The organism is Paenibacillus sp. O199 (assembly GCF_001636635.1).
Lineage (GTDB): Bacteria > Bacillota > Bacilli > Paenibacillales > Paenibacillaceae > Paenibacillus > Paenibacillus marchantiae.
The window spans coordinates 48851-68860 of sequence record NZ_LGRP01000027.1 but is presented as its reverse complement, the minus strand read 5'-3'; the positions used below and the strand labels follow the sequence as shown (position 1 = coordinate 68860).

The 20010-nt window shown below is 45.7% G+C and carries 17 protein-coding genes; 6 read left to right on the top strand and 11 right to left on the bottom strand.

Annotated features, from left to right (window positions below; genetic code table 11):
* Positions 1-142 precede the first annotated feature (142 nt).
* Positions 143-1261, bottom strand: a complete 1119-nt coding sequence (locus tag A6049_RS25900; protein WP_063567398.1) for an HD-GYP domain-containing protein — start codon at positions 1259-1261, stop codon at positions 143-145.
* A gap of 217 nt (positions 1262-1478) precedes the next feature.
* Complete coding sequence (gyrA, locus tag A6049_RS25895) at positions 1479-4034, bottom strand: DNA gyrase subunit A (protein ID WP_063567397.1); 2556 nt, start codon at positions 4032-4034, stop codon at positions 1479-1481.
* Between the two features lie 426 nt (positions 4035-4460).
* Between gyrA and A6049_RS25890 the strand changes: the two genes are divergently transcribed.
* Positions 4461-5387 (top strand): YheC/YheD family protein, encoded by a 927-nt coding sequence (locus tag A6049_RS25890; RefSeq protein ID WP_063567396.1) that lies wholly within the window; start codon positions 4461-4463, stop codon positions 5385-5387.
* An 88-nt stretch (positions 5388-5475) separates the two neighbouring features.
* Here A6049_RS25890 and gyrB read toward each other — a convergent pair whose 3' ends face one another.
* From gyrB to dnaA, 6 genes are all read right to left on the bottom strand, one after another.
* Positions 5476-7386 (bottom strand): DNA topoisomerase (ATP-hydrolyzing) subunit B, encoded by a 1911-nt coding sequence (gene gyrB, locus A6049_RS25885; protein ID WP_063567395.1) that lies wholly within the window; start codon positions 7384-7386, stop codon positions 5476-5478.
* 146 nt (positions 7387-7532) lie between these two features.
* Entirely contained in the window at positions 7533-7781 is a 249-nt protein-coding gene (gene remB / locus A6049_RS25880; protein WP_017691405.1) for an extracellular matrix regulator RemB, read from the bottom strand.
* 13 nt (positions 7782-7794) lie between these two features.
* The gene (recF, locus tag A6049_RS25875; RefSeq protein ID WP_063567394.1) at positions 7795-8907 is read right to left on the bottom strand and encodes a DNA replication/repair protein RecF; all 1113 of its coding nucleotides are present in this window, start codon (positions 8905-8907) and stop codon (positions 7795-7797) included.
* Positions 8908-8964: 57 nt separating this feature from the next.
* Entirely contained in the window at positions 8965-9180 is a 216-nt protein-coding gene (gene yaaA, locus A6049_RS25870; RefSeq protein ID WP_024629511.1) for a S4 domain-containing protein YaaA, read from the bottom strand.
* 16 nt (positions 9181-9196) lie between these two features.
* Positions 9197-10339 carry a DNA polymerase III subunit beta gene (gene dnaN / locus A6049_RS25865; protein WP_063567393.1) on the bottom strand — a complete coding sequence of 381 codons (1143 nt, stop codon included), beginning with the start codon at positions 10337-10339 and terminating at the stop codon, positions 9197-9199.
* 221 nt (positions 10340-10560) lie between these two features.
* On the bottom strand, positions 10561-11907 hold the full coding sequence (dnaA, locus tag A6049_RS25860) for a chromosomal replication initiator protein DnaA (RefSeq protein WP_024629513.1): 1347 nt from the start codon (positions 11905-11907) through the stop codon (positions 10561-10563).
* A gap of 590 nt (positions 11908-12497) precedes the next feature.
* On the opposite strand from dnaA, the gene A6049_RS25855 reads away from it, so the two are divergent.
* Positions 12498-12695 (top strand): hypothetical protein, encoded by a 198-nt coding sequence (locus tag A6049_RS25855; RefSeq protein WP_063567392.1) that lies wholly within the window; start codon positions 12498-12500, stop codon positions 12693-12695.
* Here A6049_RS25855 and gntK read toward each other — a convergent pair.
* The 3 genes from gntK to A6049_RS25840 all read right to left on the bottom strand — a co-directional run bounded on the left by gntK (position 12683) and on the right by A6049_RS25840 (position 16605).
* Entirely contained in the window at positions 12683-14218 is a 1536-nt protein-coding gene (gene gntK / locus A6049_RS25850; protein WP_063567403.1) for a gluconokinase, read from the bottom strand. The two genes, A6049_RS25855 and gntK, sit on opposite strands and share 13 nt — an antisense overlap.
* 99 nt (positions 14219-14317) lie before the next feature.
* Positions 14318-15679: a GntP family permease gene (locus A6049_RS25845; RefSeq protein ID WP_063567391.1), complete on the bottom strand. Its 1362-nt coding sequence runs from the start codon at positions 15677-15679 to the stop codon at positions 14318-14320.
* A gap of 251 nt (positions 15680-15930) precedes the next feature.
* Positions 15931-16605 carry a GntR family transcriptional regulator gene (locus tag A6049_RS25840; RefSeq protein ID WP_063567390.1) on the bottom strand — a complete coding sequence of 225 codons (675 nt, stop codon included), beginning with the start codon at positions 16603-16605 and terminating at the stop codon, positions 15931-15933.
* A 783-nt stretch (positions 16606-17388) separates the two neighbouring features.
* On the opposite strand from A6049_RS25840, the gene rpmH reads away from it, so the two are divergent.
* The 4 genes from rpmH (at position 17389) to jag (ending at position 19844) form a co-directional block, all read left to right on the top strand.
* Positions 17389-17523: a 50S ribosomal protein L34 gene (rpmH, locus tag A6049_RS25835; RefSeq protein ID WP_024629517.1), complete on the top strand. Its 135-nt coding sequence runs from the start codon at positions 17389-17391 to the stop codon at positions 17521-17523.
* A gap of 316 nt (positions 17524-17839) precedes the next feature.
* On the top strand, positions 17840-18190 hold the full coding sequence (gene rnpA, locus A6049_RS25830; RefSeq protein ID WP_024629518.1) for a ribonuclease P protein component: 351 nt from the start codon (positions 17840-17842) through the stop codon (positions 18188-18190).
* A 74-nt stretch (positions 18191-18264) separates the two neighbouring features.
* Positions 18265-19146, top strand: a complete 882-nt coding sequence (locus A6049_RS25825) for a YidC/Oxa1 family membrane protein insertase (RefSeq protein ID WP_063567389.1) — start codon at positions 18265-18267, stop codon at positions 19144-19146.
* On the top strand, positions 19143-19844 hold the full coding sequence (gene jag / locus A6049_RS25820; protein WP_063567388.1) for an RNA-binding cell elongation regulator Jag/EloR: 702 nt from the start codon (positions 19143-19145) through the stop codon (positions 19842-19844). Before A6049_RS25825 ends, jag begins: the two co-directional genes overlap by 4 nt.
* Positions 19845-20010 lie beyond the last annotated feature (166 nt).

The window sequence follows — 20010 nt, the reverse complement described above, 5'->3', positions numbered from 1 at the left end:
TGGCCGGAATTAGAATATACCATGTACAGATTCGGAACGCAAGCTTTATTTTCAATAAAGTTATCTTTTACTTTAAGTTCTATAAAAAAGAGCCTCTCCATATTGGAAAGGCCCTGTTCTTCTATATGAATTGAAGATTGAACTAGCCAATGACTTCCTGAATATGTAGCTGCCTTTGCTGCATCAGATTGATGATTGTTCCTTCTACCGATACCATCGGCCGTGTAGGATGATCCCGATCAGAGAATATGATCTCACCAATTTGATTATTGCTAAGCTTCACTCGGATACCGTTATGGATCTGTGTGGAACGCTGAACGAATACATTTACGATGGCAGGATCCAATTTGCCAAAAGCCTCGCTCTGAATTTGTTCAAGTACCAGGTACGGTGACTGTGCCTTACGATAGATCTTCTCCAGAGTCATGGCGTGGAAGATATCAGCGATAGCTACAATCTTGGCATAGATATGAATCTGCGTGCCGCTGAGCTGCAGCGGGTAACCCGACCCATCCACTTTTTCATGATGCTGCAATGCTGCAAGTCTAGCTCCCTCATTGATGGCCTTCGCCTGTTTCAGTACCTGATAGCCATATTTCGTATGCTGTCGGATCTCTGCCTGCTCTGACGCAGTTAACGTAGAGGGTTTATGGAGGATCTGTGGGTCCACTTTGTTATTACCAATATCATGGAACAATCCTGCAAAAGCTACCTGCATCCAGTCTTTGGATGGAAGATCCATCCACTGGGCCAACTGATAAGATGTAATGGCACTCAAGACGGCATGATGATACACATAATCATGTTCTTGCATCACTCGTGGACTGAAGGTAAGCACATTATACTGTTTAAGATGAACAAACAATGCTTCCAGCTGTGTACGCAACTCATATACAGGTAATTCAGCCGCCAGGGAGGATAGAAAAGCATTTTTGGTCAGTCCTACCATCTTTTCATACTCTTCATGCAGAGACGGTAAGACAGGTGCTGAGACTGCGCTGCTGCCTTTCCCTGCCCGCTCTCCGTTCTTTTCATTAGCTACATGGACTGAAGAGGCCGACGAAGCCTTAGAACCTGAAGTGCTTGTCCCTGTTCTTTCTTGCTCGATGTCCACTTGATGAATCATAAAGGCTCTGAGTACTTCCACATCTTTGGGCAGAATGACTTTGCCCTTCTGAAACAGAACATTGCCACGAAGCGTTTGCACGTCATTTCCCAGTTTAAGTCCTGGTTTGACTTCAGACAGGGTGATTAATCCCATGTTTATTCCCCTCACTCATCGTTCTTCTATAATGATATCAAGACCATAGTCCCGGTTTTTCACGTTAATTCCCATTATATTACTCAAAAATCAGGCTGTACATCCCAGATTTCGAGGAGAATGGTCCTGGAGCTGTGAAAATAACAAAGGGCCCCCATATGGGAGCCCTCCAATTTCATTGTAATCATGAAATGATTTTCGTTATAGAAAATTGATTCTATGCTTCAGAACCTGAATCATCGCCCTCAACTTCAGCATCGGAAACCGCGCCCTCATCAAGAGTTGACTCTAAACCTTCAGAATCAGCAGCTTCTGCACCTTCAATCAATTCTTCGTCATCTGGTTCTTCCTCATTCTTGTCAATTCGGCTGACTGTAGCTACGGCATCTTCATCGCGAATATGAATCAACTTCACGCCTTGCGTGTATCGACCCATAGTGGATATGCCTTCCATACTCATCCGAATTAACGTACCGCTGGAAGTGATGATCATCAGATCTTCTTCTGTCTTAACCATTTTCAGGCTGACTACCGCACCGTTCTTATCTGTGACGTTAATGGTTTTAATCCCTTTACCGCCACGAGTCTGCATCCGATAATCGCTGACAGGCGTACGTTTACCGTAACCTTTGGCTGTAACAATCAGAACATCCAGTTCCTGGTCAACAACGTCCATACCGATTACGACATCCTGCTCATCCAGTGTAATCCCTTTAACCCCGGTTGCACTCCGTCCCATGGAACGAACATTTCCTTCCGAGAATCGGATGGACATCCCGTGAGCTGTACCCATAATGATCTCTTGAAGTCCGTCTGTCAGCTTAACATCAATAAGGGCATCATCATCACGCAGGGAGATCCCGATCAGACCGCCTTTACGAATATTGGTGTAATCCTCAAGTGGTGTCTTCTTCACAACCCCTTGACGGGTAGCAAAGAACAGATACTTGTCACTTTCGAATTCCTGAACTGGAATCACGGCATTAACCGATTCACCCTGCTCGATCTGAATCAGATTGATAATCGGCGTTCCCCGTGCTGTACGTCCAAGCTCTGGAATCTCATAAGCTTTGAGACGGTACACTTTACCTTTGTCGGTAAAGAACATGAGGTAATTGTGAGAGTTGGTCACAAACAGATGCTCAACAAAGTCGGTATCTTTGGTGTCCATTCCCACAACCCCACGTCCGCCACGCTTCTGACTGCGGTATGTGGATACCGGCAGACGTTTCACATAGCCTGTATGGGTAATAGTGATGATAACCTCTTCACGCGGAATCAGATCCTCGTCCAGAATGCTCTCTTCACCTACAGTGATTTCGGTACGACGATCATCGCTGAAGCGATCACGGATTTCTTGCAGCTCCGTGCTGATAATTTCGAGCACCAGGTGCTCGTTGGCCAAAATTTCACGATATTCCTTAATTTTGACCATCAGTTCGTTATACTCATTTTCGATGCGCTCACGTTCCAGACCTGTCAGGCGTTGCAGACGCATATCGAGGATAGCTTGAGCCTGATCATGACTGAGTGAGAAACGCTCGATCAGACCTTCTCTGGCTGCATCTGTATTGCTGGATGAACGGATCAACGCAATAATTTCGTCGATATGATCCAGCGCGATACGCAAGCCTTCCAGAATGTGCGCGCGTGCTTCCGCTTTTTTCAGTTCGAACTGTGTACGTCTACGTATAACCTCAATCTGATGCTGCAAGTAGTGATACAACACTTCACGCAGATTCAGAATCTTAGGTTCTTTATTTACAATCGCGAGCATGTTAATCCCAAAGGTGGACTGCATCGCTGTATGCTTGTACAGGTTGTTCAGCACTACACCCGGGTTCACGTCTCTGCGAAGCTCAATCACAATCCGCATACCGTTACGGTCAGACTCATCACGGAGATCCGTAATACCATCAATCTTTTTATCACGTACCAACTCAGCAATTTTCTCAACGAGTCTTGCCTTGTTCACCTGATAAGGAAGTTCCGTAACAATAATCCGTGCTTTGTTGTTGTTTTCTTCGATGTTGGTTTTGGCCCGCATCGTTACTGAACCACGTCCGGTTTGATACGCCTGGCGAATTCCGGAACGTCCCAAAATATAACCGGAAGTTGGGAAGTCTGGCCCTTGAATATAATCCATCAATTCCATGGAAGTGATATCCGGATTTTTGATCATGGCCTGTACGCCGTCGATTACCTCTCCCAGGTTATGAGGAGGAATGTTGGTCGCCATACCTACCGCAATCCCGCCGACACCATTGACAAGCAAGTTAGGGAAACGAGCTGGCAGAACGACAGGTTCACTTTCTTCACCGTCATAGTTCGGCTGGAAGTCAATCGTATCCTTGTTGATGTCTCTGAGCATTTCCATCGCAATCTTGGACAACCGGGCTTCCGTATAACGCATGGCTGCTGCCATATCGCCATCCACCGATCCAAAGTTACCATGTCCATCTACGTGCATGTAGCGCAGGGAGAAGTCCTGTGCCATCCGTACCATCGTTTCATATACGGCAGAGTCACCGTGTGGGTGATACTTACCGATAACTTCGCCGACGATTCTGGCTGATTTTTTATGTGGTTTATCGGGTGTCATGCCTAGCTCGGACATTGCGTACAGAATACGCCGGTGAACCGGCTTCAATCCGTCACGCACGTCAGGTAAGGCACGGCTCACAATAATGCTCATCGCATAATCCATAAACGATTCACGCATCTCGACGCCAATATCCCGATCTTTAACCTGCGAGTTCATTTCTTCCGCCATGCTGGACCTCCTTCTTGTCCTTCAACAAACATTCCATTCAATCATTCAAAAATTAATTATATGTGAAGAGCCTAACAAGGCTAAAACCGCACAAGGACGCTACTCTTTATTATATTACTTTCACAAAAGGTAAACAATTAAACGTCCGCTGGGCAATAGCCTTTCTTCCGGGAACTTTAGAGAGTCTGGGGGTTCGCCCTGCCTTCCTCCCCATTTGCACATACAATGCTAGAAAAAGCGGCAATTGTACTGTGTATATTCAGGCTTAGACCGTTCCCGTTCTACGATCAAACTACATCTGTGCAACAAAACCGCACAAAACGCCATATTTCTCTATTATACCACTGAAATCATCTCTTGTCCTTTGATTTCTCCGCGTCTGCCACTCTTATAAACCCCATTAAAACACGAAAGGACTGATGGCTCTTGGGCATCCAGCGTGTCTCCAGCAAATGGACCAAGACAGCTGTGTTACAACGCAGCCGTAATGTGAATGGATATATACCGGTAACACGACAATATAATCGCCAGACCCTGGAACGGATGACTGAATTATTCGAGTCAAACTATATCAAACCGGATCGGGGAACCTACGGCAATGGCGTCATGCGGGTAAAAACCATCCGTATGAATCCACACCCGATTACCGATGCAAACACATCAGAAATCTCTGCTGATCCACTCTTCCCTTCCACAGCTGAAGTCGGTGCCGAGATCTCTGCTGAAGTCCCCCTGACAACGTATGAACTTCGATATGGGACGGAGGAGAAACACTTCCATTCCCTCGATGAGCTGGATCTGGCGCTCACTGAACGTATCCAGAAGCGCGACTACATCATTCAGCAAGGCATTCCGCTGATGAAACATGATGGGTTGCCTTTTGACCTGCGGGTACTGACGCAGAAAAATCTACAACGCAATTGGGAAACGACAGGTATCCTGGGGAGAGTTGCTGCACCGGGCAAGATCATTACCAACATTCATGGCGGCGGACGATTGGCCACCTTTAATGAGTTGGTACGCCCTCATTTTGACCAGGAGCGGTTCCAGCAACTACGCAGTGAGCTATATCGTTTAGGCATTCATACAGCGGTACAGCTACAGAAGTCATTTCCAAGACTCAAAGAGATTGGTATCGATATCGCTCTGGACGAAGATGGACGGCCATGGATTATTGAAGTCAACACATTGCCGGGTATCTATGCTTTTGGCCTATTGCCTGATAAGGAAACGTACCGAAAGATCAAGCGTTATGCGAGAGCGTACGGCAGATTACCCTCCAAAAAAGGGAAAACATCTCGTACCTCTCCCAAAGCCCAGGCCTCCTCTACCAAAAGCCGCACACATCGGTAGCAGGCACTCCAGAGTCCAACCTAAAATCTCTATGCTATAATCCCACAATGTAAAAGAGGCGCCCTCGCAGGCGCCTCTTCGAATATGGTTAGATGTCGAGGTTTTTCACGTATTTTGCATTTTCCTGAATAAAGTCACGACGAGGTTCAACATTATCCCCCATCAGGGTGTCGAACATGGCATCGGCCAGCATTGCATCGCCGATCGATACTTGAAGCATGGTCCGGCTCTCAGGGTCCATCGTCGTTTCCCATAATTGTCCGGCATTCATCTCACCGAGACCCTTATAACGCTGGACATTGAATTTCGCATTTTCGCCGAGAGTTGCGATAATTTCATCGCGTTCCTTCTCGGAACCAGCATAACGAATCACTTTATTGCGCTCAATCTTGAACAATGGCGGTTGGGCAATGTATACATAACCAGCCTCAATGATTTTGCGCATATAGCGATAAAGGAATGTCAGAAGCAATGTCCGAATGTGAGCGCCATCGACGTCGGCATCCGTCATCAAAATGATTTTGTGATAACGTGCTTTGGCAATATCGAAGTCATCGCCAATTCCTGTACCCATTGCGGTAATGATCGCTCTGATCTCCGCATTACCCAAAATCCGGTCAAGACGTGCTTTTTCCACGTTCAGAATCTTACCACGCAGTGGCAAAATCGCTTGGAAATGACGATCTCGTCCTTGCTTCGCTGATCCACCGGCGGAGTCACCTTCGACGATGTACAATTCGCTGATTGAAGCATCCTTGGATGAACAGTCGGCCAATTTACCTGGCAAAGAGCTGACTTCGAGTGCACCTTTACGACGCGTCAGTTCACGTGCTTTACGAGCTGCTTCACGTGCACGGGCAGCTTGCAGTCCTTTTTCCAAAATGCGACGGGATACGGAAGGATTCTCTTCCAGGAACTCCTGCAGCTTCTCAGCAAACAGGGATTCGACAATTCCGCGCACTTCACTGTTACCCAGCTTCGTCTTAGTCTGTCCCTCAAATTGCGGTTCAGGGATCTTGACCGAGATGATCGCTGTCAGACCTTCACGTACATCATCCCCGGACAGATTACCTGTGCTGTCTTTGATTACACCCGCTTTACGCGCATAATCATTGATAATCCGGGTAAGGGCACTCTTGAATCCGGATTCGTGCGTTCCGCCCTCATGTGTGTTGATGTTGTTGGCAAACGAGTAAATATTCTCGGTGTAGCTGTCATTGTATTGCAATGCAACTTCAACCTGAATGTTGTCTCTTGATCCTTCTACATAAATCGGGTTTTCATGCAGTGCTTCACGCTTCTGGTTCAGGAAGGAGACATACTCGATAATACCGCCCTCATACAGGAAAGAGTTGGTTACACCTGTACGTTCATCGGTTAAAGTCATACCAATTCCCTTGTTCAGGAACGCGAGCTCACGAATACGAGTCAGCAAAGTTTCATAGTCATAAACTCTTGTTTCCGTGAAAATCTCCGGATCCGGATGGAACGTAACCGTTGTTCCCGTTTCCTCCGTTGTACCGATCGTTTTCAGATCATACTGCGGAACACCCCGACGGTATTCCTGTTGATACACATGGCCGTCAACCTTAACTGTAACAACAACTTTCTCTGATAGAGCATTGACGACAGATACACCTACACCATGAAGACCACCGGATACTTTGTACCCGCCACCGCCAAATTTACCGCCTGCATGCAGAACAGTCATTACAACCTCAAGTGCAGGACGTTTCATTTTGGCATGTTCGCCGACAGGAATCCCCCGCCCGTTATCGACTACAGTGACGCTGTTATCTTCATGAATAGTAACTTCGATATGATCACAATAACCTGCGAGTGCTTCGTCAATACTATTGTCCACTACTTCCCAAACGAGATGATGCAGACCTTTGGCACTGGTGGAACCAATATACATCCCCGGTCGTTTACGTACGGCTTCCAGCCCTTCAAGTACCTGAATTTCATCTGCACCATATGACGGTTGATTCATAGACATGCCTTTCACCTACTTCTATAGATTCAATATCGTAAATATGCGTTAACTAAGAATGCATGCTGAAATGAACATATTCCCTTAATTCCAGTAAGCAATCTAAATAAAGACAAGCAGCAAAAGGTACAATAACTCGTACCGCCCATAGGCTAGAGATCAGGAAAAATGTGAGCTCGCTTCTTGAGCGTAGCTGAGGAAATAGGCGAGTAGTACACAATGTTTTTGGTCACGACAATGGACTTGGCTTCCTCTTCACCAATATGCTCCACTGTTTTTTCCTGCTCGGCATGCGTGACATACTGCTTGGAAATTTTTGAGGATTTTTCAATCGATATATCAAAAATAGCGACCAATTCGGAAGATCGGATAATCTTCTCACCGCCCAGATGAATGTACATAAGCCCTCACTCCTTAGCGTTCAACCTGTCCGGCATGAACGTGATAAATACTGGCATCTTTGAGCTTGTCAACGTTTAAGCTCTCGATTCCGGTAGCCGTAATAAAGGTTTGCACCTTGCTCTGGAACGTTTCGATCAGCTGCGTCTGACGAAAAGGATCCAGTTCAGACAGTACATCGTCCAGCAGCAGGACCGGATATTCTCCGATTTCTTCATGAATCAGTTCAATTTCCGCAAGTTTAAGGGACAACGCCGTTGTGCGCTGCTGCCCCTGCGAGCCATACGTTTGTACTTCCCGATCGTTAATGAAAAAGGACAGGTCATCCCGATGCGGCCCACTAAGCGTTGTGCCTCGGCGAATCTCCTGCTCTTTCATTTGTGATAATTTTATCATAAATTGGTCCATTAAGACAGCTTCATCTTCCTCAGCGGCTTCGCTGAAGGAAGGAAGATAGGCCAGACGCAGGACTTCTCCGCCTCCGGTGATGCCCTGATGAATTGTTTCAGCCCACTTTTGCAGTTTCTTTATGAATTGTTTCCTTTTTTTGACGATTTTAACACCATGCTCCACCAGTTGTTCATTCCACACCTCAAGCATGGTCTGGGCTGAAGCGCTCTGCCCCCATAATTGCTTGAGCAAATTGTTACGCTGGACGAGCACTTTTTGATATTGCTGCAGATGATACAGGTAGCCTGGAGCCACCTGTCCAATCTCCATGTCAAGGAACCGGCGGCGGACCCCCGGTGTGCCTTTGACAATCTCAAGATCTTCCGGTGCAAACATCACCACATTAAGCGCTCCGACAAAATCACTCAGCTTTCGCTGTTCCAGTCCGTTGATCTTTGCTTTTTTGCCTTGTTGCGACAAAGATAGCTCGAGTTTGACCGATCCGTACTTTTTGTCGACCTCTGCTGCAAGCCTGGCACGTTCTTCACCGAAACGAATCAGTTCCTTGTCGCGGGATGTACGGTGGCTCTTAGTGAGTGCAAGCACAAAAATGGCTTCTGCAAGATTGGTCTTGCCTTGGGCATTTTGCCCGATCAAAAGATTCACAGGACCAAAAGAATCCAGTCTCAGATGTTCATAATTACGGAATTGCTGCAGATCTATGCTGTTTACAAACACGCGGTATCCTCCCTTTTATCCCGTCCGTCAGGAGGCAGCAGGATCTAACTGGTCTTCTTATTGTGCGACAACTTCGAACGAACCTTCTCCATCCACCTCAACGATATCCCCAGGGTATAACTTGCGTCCCCGGCGTTCCTCAGGCTCTTTATTCACACGTACAAGCCCATCCTGAAGCAATGCTTTGGCCATACCTCCGGTTGGGATGCAGTCGGCCAGTTTCAAAAATTGATCAAGCTTAATATATTCCGTACGAATCGCTACTTGGTTCACTATGATCTTCCTCTCGTTAGTTGGTCGTCCGGTAAGGCAATATGACGTACAAGCTGTGACTGTCGTCCAGCGGTTTCAGGATGATAGGGCTCATGACACCAGTGAAAGCGATCATCAGCTGCTCACTCTCCACCACTTTCAGCACATCCAGCATATATTTGGAGTTGAACGAGATTTTCAGTGGTTCGCCGTTAAAGTCGGCAGGTTCGATCTCTTCTCTTACTTTTCCCAGCTCGGAAGAACTTGAAGAAATTTCGATTGATCCGGATTCCATCGTTTGCATCCGCACAATGTTTGTTTTTTCTTCACGCGACAACAAATAAGCCCGGTCGATAGATTCACTTAATTTTTTTGTATCCAAAACGAGTTCTGTTTTGTACGAAGTCGGAATAATTCTAGAAGTATCCGGATAAGTTCCGTCCAAAATACGCGAATAGAACAGAACACGGTCGATTTTGAACAAAACCTGATTGTCAGCGACAACGATATCCACAAGTGTATTTTGATCCGGCACGATTTTGCTGAGTTCGTTCAGCGTTTTACCCGAGATCACCACATTGTTGAATCTCACACCTTCTGCATTATCCAGCATTGCTGAACGAGTAGCAAGACGGTGACGGTCAGTTGCCACAAATTTCAGTTCATTGTCACCCAAACTCCAGAGTACACCTGTCAAAATCGGCGTAGTTTCATGTGTGGAAATGGAGAATACGGTTTGTTTAATCATATTTTTGAGCAAATCTCCTGGAATGGAGACGGTTTGGTTCTCTTCGATGCTTGGCAATACTGGGAATTCTTCTGGATCAAGACCAACCAGTTGAATTTCGGTAGCTCCTGCGGAGATAAAGGTGTTGAAGTTCTCTTTTACCTCCATGTGCACTTCTTGGGAAGGCAGCTTTTTGATGATCTCGACAAAAAACTTGGCTGGCAGTACAACACTACCAGGTTGTTCCACCTGAACAACACTTTTATCACCATCTTCAAGCGGGATGAAGGATTGAATTGAAATATCGGTGTCGCTTGCTGTCAACGTCACACCTTGATGATTAACGTCGAATTTGATACCGCTCAGAATTGGGATCGTCGTACGGCTTGAGATGGCTTTGGATACTTGCTGGATGGATTCGTTCAAGTAGCTTTTCATTATGCTGATTTTCATGGTTTCACTCCTAGCGGGTTTTTTGGGTGTAGAGGTGTTGAAATGTGTTTTTCAAAAGGCCGAAGGCTGAGCTTCGAAATCGCTTATTTGGAGATGATATCTTTTAGATCTTTATAGTAATAATAGTAATAGGGGCACTGAATATGTGGATAAGTGGGTATAAACCCATAAGCCCAAGCCTATCCACATGTGTATACGTTGTGCACAGGCTTGGGACTTATTCAGGTTGGATTCTTAATTTTTTCGGTTAAGTTGTTGATAACTTTATAGAGATCCTGATCGACTTTAATCGCCTGGGAGATCTTTTCGTGCGCATGGATGACGGTGGTATGATCTCGCCCTCCAAATGCTTCACCGATTTTGGGCAGAGAAAAGTCTGTAAGTTCACGAGAGAGATACATAGCAATCTGTCTTGGGAACGCAACGGCCTTGGTCCGTTTCCGTGCTTTGAAATCTTCAAGCTTAAGGCTGTAATACTCGCCGACCTTTTGTTGGATGTCGTGAATAGTGATCATTTTCGGACGACTGGAAGGAATAATATCCTTCAGTGCTTCAGCTGCTAGATGAGTGGTTACATCTTGATTAGTCAGCGAAGAATAGGCAACAACCCGAATCAGGGCCCCTTCCAGTTCACGAATATTGGTATCAATCTGGTTGGCGATGTACATCATCGCCTCATTCGGAATATCGAGGTTTTCCGCACGAGCTTTTTTACGCAAAATAGCAATCCGTGTCTCCAGATCAGGAGGCTGGATATCCGTAATTAACCCCCATTCAAAACGGGAACGAAGCCGTTCTTCTAGGGTCGGAATTTCCTTCGGCGGTCTGTCGCTGGAGATGATGATCTGTTTCCGTTCCTCATGCAGCGCATTAAACGTATGGAAAAATTCCTCTTGCGTCGATTCTTTTCCAGCCAAGAACTGAATATCATCAATGAGCAGAATATCGACACTACGGTATTTGTTACGGAAGCTCTCCCCGCGGTTGTCACGGATCGAGTTAATGAATTCGTTCGTGAATTTCTCAGATGACAAATAAACAACTTTGCTGCCCGGATCATGCTCCAGGACGTAATGTCCGATCGCATGCATCAAGTGAGTTTTGCCGAGACCTACCCCTCCATAAAGAAACAGAGGATTGTATGCTTTGGCGGGCGCTTCAGCGACCGCCAGCGATGCGGCGTGGGCAAAACGGTTGCCCGGCCCAATGACAAATGTATCGAATGTATATTTCGGATTGAGCATGCTGAGTACCGCTTCTTCCTGAACAACTGTAGGCGTTGGCGCTGGCAGTTGAGGGTCCGGTTCAGCAGGCTTGTTCTCCTCGATGACAAATTTCACATCGACCTGTTTGCCAAGCAGCTCATATACCGTCGATCCGACCAGTTTGGTGTAACGGCTCTCCAGCCATTCGACGGCAAACGTGGTTGGTGCGGATATGACGATCGAACGATCATTCAGCTTGGTAGCTTTGGTTGCTTTGAACCAAGTGTCAAAGCTGGGTTTGCTGAGCTTGTTTTGTATGATTGATAAAATTTGCTGCCATAAATCAGAAGTATGGCTGTCCACAGACTGTCACTCCTTTTACATGTTCCAAGTGTGGCTTAAGCCATGATGCAGTGTCGAAATACGAGATATATTGTTGAATTTATCCCCAAACCCCCGCAGGTCGAAAACAAAAAAAGAATGAACAACGGAAAATTGTTCACAACTTTATCCACAGGCTGTTGATAATATTATGGGTCAGATCACATATTCACATCCAAAAGTAATACAATCATAGCAAAAGAAGCCCGGCATTTCAATGTATCACGTGATTTTATCCACAAATTCAATAACTTGTGTATAATTTTTAATCACAACACAATATATTGTTTATAAATTGTTTAACTTTCGACAAGATGACCCAAAAACCCAAATTATTTTATACACAGGTTATTCGTCAAATGATGCTGAATTGTGTGTAAAAGTATTCTCTGTTTGTGAATAACCTCTCTGTGGATAACCGTAAAGTGAAAATGCCCGTTTTGGGGATTTTCAGGAGAGTGACTCTTCATGCCCGTTTTCCTTTTTCGAAGAGAGGAATTGAGGAAATGACAAAATCAAAGGCAGAGGAGATCAAGAAGAGGGCCTGTTGAACGGAAGGAGCGTTTACTGATTTGTATGAAATGAACGTAGAATTTATTCCTAAAAGAGGTAGGATGGATATGCGCGCAAACCTTGGAGATGGATGTGACTTCATTGCAGCAGATTTGTTTTATGCCAAAAAGAGGTTGTTCTTTAAGACCGGAATGGTGGTCAAAGAGAACAACCTCTTTTTGGTTGGTGGTTATAAAGGGATGATTTACTCGTTATGAGCGGAAAATTTACGTTGGAATTCCGCGATATCTGCATATTCTTCTTCCAATTTTCGCGAAATGCGAATAAAGATGGGGAGCAGCTCCTGGTAGATCGATGCATGTTCTTTGATAGGGGTATGCTTGTGCGTTGTACCTACCATAGATGAAACAGCATGAAGCGACTGAATTCGCCCTGTAGCATAAAGACCGAGCACGACGGCCCCCAGACAGGAACTTTCGAAGCTCTCGGGCACAATGACTTCCTGGTTGAATATATCGGACATCATCTGACGCCAGAGCGGGGAACGAGCGAAACCACCCGTTGCCTGAATGGAGGTAGGTTGTCCGATCTGTTCTTCCATGGCCAGCAGTACCGTATATAGATTGAAAATAACCCCTTCCAAAACGGAACGGATCATATGCTCTTTCTGGTGGTGAAGGGTCAAACCAAAGAAGGAACCTCGGGCGTCCGGATTCCATAAAGGGGCGCGTTCCCCTGAAAGGTACGGATGGAATAGAAGCCCTTCCGAACCGGGGCTGACGCGTTCAGCAATCTTGGTGAGTACATCATAGGAATTGATACCGAGCCGTTTGGCTGTTTCCACTTCGGAGGCAGCGAATTCGTCCCTTACCCAGCGGAAAAGCATGCCACCGTTATTCACAGGTCCGCCGATAACCCAAAGATTCTCGGTGAGGGCATAACAGAACGTTCTACCTTTTGGATCGGTAACAGGACGGTCAACGACGGTGCGAATCGCGCCGCTGGTGCCGATCGTTGCTGCAACAACGCCAGGCTCAATGGCGTTCACACCGAGATTGGATAATACCCCGTCACTTGCACCGATGACGAAGGGAGTAGAGAGGGAGAGAGCCATTTTTTCAGCCCATGTACGATCCATTCCCTCTATAGTATGTGTGGTCGGTACGAGCTGCGATAGATGGTCAGGTGTAATGCCTGCAACCTCAAGTGCTTCGGCATCCCAATCCAGTTGTTCCAGATTAAGCAGACCGGTACAGGATGCGATGGAGTGATCCACGACATATTGACCGAACAGACGGAAGAACAAATATTCTTTGATAGATATAAATTTGGCGGTACGTTGAAAAAGTTCAGGTTCATCATGGCGCAGCCACATTAATTTGGTCAGTGGCGACATGGGGTGGATCGGTGTACCTGTTCGCAAATAGATACGATGCCCGATTCCGTTCTCTTGCAGTTTGGCGGCCCAGGCGGCGCTCCGGTTGTCAGCCCAAGTGATGCAGCGAGTGAGGGGCATACCATCTTGTCCCATCGCAATAACACTGTGCATGGCAGAGCTGCAGGACACGAACATAATTTGTTCCGCAGCTACGCCACTTTGCTCCATCACGCCACGTACGGAGCGAAGGGCAGCTTGAACAATTTGTTCTGGATCCTGCTCAGCGACATCCGGAGCTGGGGTGTATAAAGGATATTCCTGAGTCGAAGTGCTTACAACTTCACCCTGTTCCGTAAAGAGTACGGATTTGGTACTGGTTGTACCGATATCCATACCAATCATATAGTTGTTCACTTTACATAAACCTTCTTTCTTTTGAACCCATAAAATTAAAACTCTAATGGTGTGGATTTATTTTCTTCTTCTATATAGGTAGTCAATTTATACGACTGTACTCAGCAGCAAAATAAAGATCAGTCCAACAACAGATAATAGTGTTTCCATAACGGTCCACGTCTTCAGCGTCTGAGAGACACTCATATTGAAGAATTCTTTGATCATCCAGAAGCCTGCGTCGTTCACATGAGAAAGTACAAGTGAACCTGCACCGGTAGCGAGTACGACCAGCTCAATATTGGCACCTGGCGTTAGTGCAAGAACCGGAGCTACAATACCAGCTGCTGTCGTCATGGCCACAGTTGCTGAACCGGTAGCAACCCGAATGAGTGCGGCTACAAGCCAGGCGAACAGGATCACGTTAATGTTGGCATGTGTGGCGACCTCAGCAATGGCATTACCTACGCCACTATTGATCAACACCTGTTTGAACGCACCGCCACCGCCAATGATGAGAATGATGGTCGCTGTAGGCGCCAGACATTCACTGGTGAAGCGGGAGATGTCATGTTTGTTGAACCCGCGTGAGAATCCGAGTGAAAAGAGGGCGAACACGACGGAGATCAGCAGGGCTATAATTTCATGGCCGATAAATTCACAGAATACGGTAAATCCGCTTGTGGCGTCAGGATCTACGATATTGGCGATGGAGCCAATGAGCATCAAAATGACCGGCAGCAAAATGGTAAACAAGGTTATGCCGAAACCGGGCAAGTTGTTACTTTTTTTCGTAGCGAATTGTTCAGCCAGCTCTGCAGGTGGTTCGGTATGTATTCTTTTACCGATAAATTTACCAAACAGAGGTCCAGCGATAATAGCAGTCGGAATACCTACAATAAGGGAATACAAGATCGTCTTACCCAAATCGGCGCTGTACGCTTCGATGGCAATCATGGGAGCCGGGTGAGGTGGAACCAGACCATGTACAGTAGAGAGACCTGCCAAAATCGGAATACCGATCTGCAGCAGCGACATATTGGTTTTACGTGCAACGGTGAAAATGATCGGAATCAGTAGAATAACGCCGACTTCGAAGAAAACTGGAATACCGACAATAAATCCAACAATCATCATCGCCCAGTGCACACGTTTCACACCGAAACGATCTACCAGTGTGGTAGCAATACGCTCGGCTCCGCCGGATTCAGCCATCATCTTACCAAGCATGGTACCAAGGCTGATGACGATGGCAATCGTTCCGAGTGTGCCGCCAAGTCCTCCCGTAATGGAAGTAATTACGTCCGCGGGTTTCATGCCTGTAAGTAAACCAAGCATTAATGCAGATATTAAAAGGGTAATGAAAGGATTCCATTTATATTTGGAGATCAACACGATCAGGAATACAATCGCAATTAATGTCCAGACCAATAACGTTGCATTATGGGATAGCCCAAAAAGAGTGCTCATGAGGTATGCTCCTTTTTTTCTGATATATAACGCTTACAACTGATCCATGACCAGGTGGAGGGAAGACACTTTACAATTCATGTAGCGCGGGCGGCTTAATCCCTCTTAATATGCCCCAAAAAATTGAAACAAATCGCATTTTGTATACTTGTCGACAAGTTGGAGGGCAATCATTCACAACGGATATGATTGCGAACCCCTGCACAGATATTCCATGAAGTGATGAATGAATGAAATTCCATTACATGTCATTAGGAATCAAAGCTTTCGTGCAGCGTCTTGCCTGAATCCTGAAAATACGTGCGAACTCCAGATTGAATGCGTGTTTTATCACCCGATTCAAGTGCCTCAATCAGCAAGCGGTGTTTACCTATTACAGCGCTTACTTTCTGCTCGCCCTGAATAAAAACCCTGCGGGTGGTGAGCAGCATAACCGTCATGACAACATAACGAATGCTTTTCCATAGATGTAAAATACGCGAATGCTGGGCGGCTTCGATAATAGTCTCGTGAAAGGTAAGATCCTGATACGCAAATTCAACAGCATCTTGGTGACGTCCAGCCAAGTCCATTTTGTCTATCACATTGCTTAACTGGGTAATCAATTGTTCTGGTACATCCCCCGCAAGTCGCTGCTGCACAAAACTTTCAATCAGGAAACGTACGTCATATAATTCCTCGACATCTTTAATTTTCAATCCAATGACAACCACGCCCATACGCTCCAACCGAATGAGCCCTTCATTCGACAGTGTTCTTAACGCTTCACGTACAGGTGATCGACTGCTGTCAAAATCAGCGGCAATCCGATTTTCTGACAAAATTTCGCCAGGACGAAGGGTTCCGCTAATGATCCGTAGTCTTAATTCGCAGGCAATGGCTTCCCCGCGGGAAGCTCCCTGAAGCCAGGATGAAGGAAACAGCATAATGGCTAACGCTCCTATTATAAGTAATCAGTTCAATACTGATCATAGCACAACTATTTTGCTGATTGAGCGTTTTACACCAATCCTTATAACGAGAATAAATGGCTGTATGCCCTGTGCGTATGCTGAATTTAGGAACGTCATATTGCTTCAAATGGATTTTTCAAAGAGCTAGAGGAATAATTATCTTCCTTATAAATGAGTTTGGATCGGTACTGTGCTTCCCATAAGTATACTTGTATACAAGATGTGATTTTTTTATCCTACACCTTTCTCGAAAACTTGTAAACCATAGAATAAAGCGGATACATTAAATTTAAAGTATGTCATTTTAAAAGCCAAAAAATATTGGTTATCTAATGGATTGCTGCTCCACTGAAGTTCTTCAGAAACGTAGGAATATTAACCAAAAGCAGAGCCAATGAAACAGTCTGTCATCGATAAATATTCCTTATCCACATGTGAATAACTTGAAATGGTAATTAAAAAAAGAATTAAGGGGTTTGAGGGGTGTGGATAACCGTAAAAACTGATTTTTGATGAATGAATCGGAACTGGGGATAACTTTTTGAGCTTCTAAGTGATGCTTTAAAAAGGTAGTAAACAGGAGTACGAATCCATGGCCGTTTAGGTAGGGTGGAATAGGCATTAAAAAGGAGAAAGGAGGCAAGAGGCTCGCAGTTGACTTTTCCAGGTGTTCATGGTTAAATATATAAAGGTGTTTTCTGTGAAGATGAAAGTGATTCATCACATAAGTATTTCCTTGTGAGGAGGTGCAATACATTGAGACCTACATTCAAACCGAACGTTAGCAAACGTAAAAAAGTTCATGGTTTCCGGAAAAGAATGAGCACGAGCAACGGACGTAAAGTTCTGGCTGCACGTCGCCTTAAAGGCCGTAAAGTCCTGAGTGCTTAAATGCATGTGAAGACCACCGAGGTGGTCTTTTTTTTCTTAAATAGGTCATTTCAGACTGGATGCTGGTAAAGGTCAGGTCTGAATTGGCTGCGCAAAAGCATAAGTACACATTTATGTTCAATGAATGAGATGTCCGTTTTTTCGAAAACGTTCCTTATATAAGGATGAATGTTTGCTCAGTTGAAATGACTGATCAACAATCATCCCAAATGAAGTTGCCGCCAAGACGGTTTATCGTTATTCAAGAAAGCCTATACTAAATCAGTAATGAGGCCTTCGTCAATAATGTTGGTGGAAAACAGCAAGGAGAAGCGCCGTGTATAAAAGACTGCGTTTACGAAACCGGGCGGACTTTAGCCGCGTATACCGGTATGGGAAATCGTTTGCCAATCATCAGTTTGTGGTGTATGGCTGTCGTCGTAAAGATACAGAACAATTCCGAGTGGGTGTATCCTGCAGCAAGAAAATCGGAAACGCTGTCGTACGCAACCGGATGAGACGAATGATTAAGGAAATTGTACGTCATCATGAGAAAGAGATTGTCACGCAGATGGATCTGATCTTTATCGTCAGAAAAGGTGCATTGGACATGTCCTATAAGGATATGGAAAAAAGCCTGCTGCATGCAATGCGCAAGGGCTCTCTTTTGAAGTCGGGCAAGCGGTAAGCTTCGGTTTATTTGTCCTCCTAATTATGGTATGATTTACGGTGGAATGGAATGGTTAAGAGAGGGGTTATGAAGTGTCGCGATTGAAGACATCAAAGGGGAAGTGGATTCTCCTCATTGCAGTCATTGCAATGGTCACTGTACTCGCCGGATGTACTCCACAAGGAGCCGGGGTTACTACGGAAGATCTAAAAAACGGATCATTCTGGCAAAGCAATGTTATTTATTGGTTCTCACTGGCGCTCGACACATTTGCCAACTGGTTTAACGGTGAATATGGACTGGCCGTCCTTGTGATGGTGTTAATTGTACGGACGTTAATCTTGCCGCTGACAATGAAGCAGGTTCGCAGCTCCAAGGCGATGCAAGCTATTCAGCCGCAGTTGAAAGAAATTCAAGCCAAGTATAAAGATACACCTGAGAAAGTTCAGCAAGAAACAATGAAGTTGTTTCAGGAGAACAAAGTTAATCCGATGGCGGGTTGCCTACCACTTCTGATTCAGATGCCGATTTACATCGCACTTTATAACTCAATTTACGGAAACTCGAGTCTGAGAACACATGATTTCTTGTGGCTTCAACTCGGAGCGCCGGATCACCTGTTTATTTTGCCAGTGCTGGCTGCCATCACTACATTCGTTCAAACGTGGATGATGATGCGCATGAACCCTGCACAACAGGTTGGACCGATGCAATTCATGCTGTGGGTGTACCCGATATTGATCTTCGTTATGTCGTATCAGTTCCCGGCTGCATTGCCACTGTACTGGTTCTACAGTAACATCTACACGATCGTGCAAAACTATTTCCTTTACCGGAATAATGATAAAGTCGTGGCTGAGGTCAACGTGAAGCAGAGCAGCTCTTCCAAAAATGGAAATGGAGCTAAACGCAAAAACGGTGGCAAGGCAACTGTCTCTGGAAAAGGTTCGAAAGGGGCCAAAAAATCGAAATGACCAAAGTCATTGCGTCAGGAAAAACCGTTGAAGATGCTGTAAACCAAGGATTGGCTGAGCTTGGCGTGAGCCGGGACAAGGTCGAGATACAAGTGTTAGAGCAGCCGTCAAAAGGATTCCTGGGTTTGATCGGGGTTAAGGCCGCTAAAGTGGAAGTGAAACTTCTGCCTGTGCCTGAACCTGTTTTACAACCGATCAAGCCGGCCGCACATATACCTCAGGTTGAAGCAACACTTGAGGGTGTGGCTGCTAAAAATCCCTATGAGGAAGCGGCTGCTTTCTTAAAAGAAGTGGCAGCAGGTATGGGACTGGATGTTGAAGTGCATATCAAAAAACAGCGTGATGGACATATCTTCAATATTGCCGGTGAAGACCTGGGCATGATTATTGGCAGACGTGGACAGACGCTGGATGCCCTTCAATATTTGACGAACATTGTAGCAAATCGTTATTCGGAAAGCTTCGTTCGCATCGTACTCGATGCAGAGAATTTCCGTCAACGTCGACGCAAGACACTGGAGGATCTGGCTGAACGTCTGGCTGGGCAGGCCATTCGCACTGGCAAGGAAGTTGTGCTGGAGCCAATGCCGCCACTCGAACGCAAAGTCATTCATGCGAAATTGCAAAATCACTCGCAGATTAAGACTTACAGCAAGGGCGAGGAGCCCAATCGGCGCGTAGTCATTACGACGAAATAACACGAAATTGAAGACGCAATGGCTTCCTGCCCGGTGCAGAAGCCATTGCTTTTTTCGTACAGAAGTACTTTTCCAAAACGGAAGAGCGACTTCATTAAGAGCCATATCAAGATATGAATGATGCGAAAAGAAGCGTTTTGCAACTGAACAACTGAACTATATATTG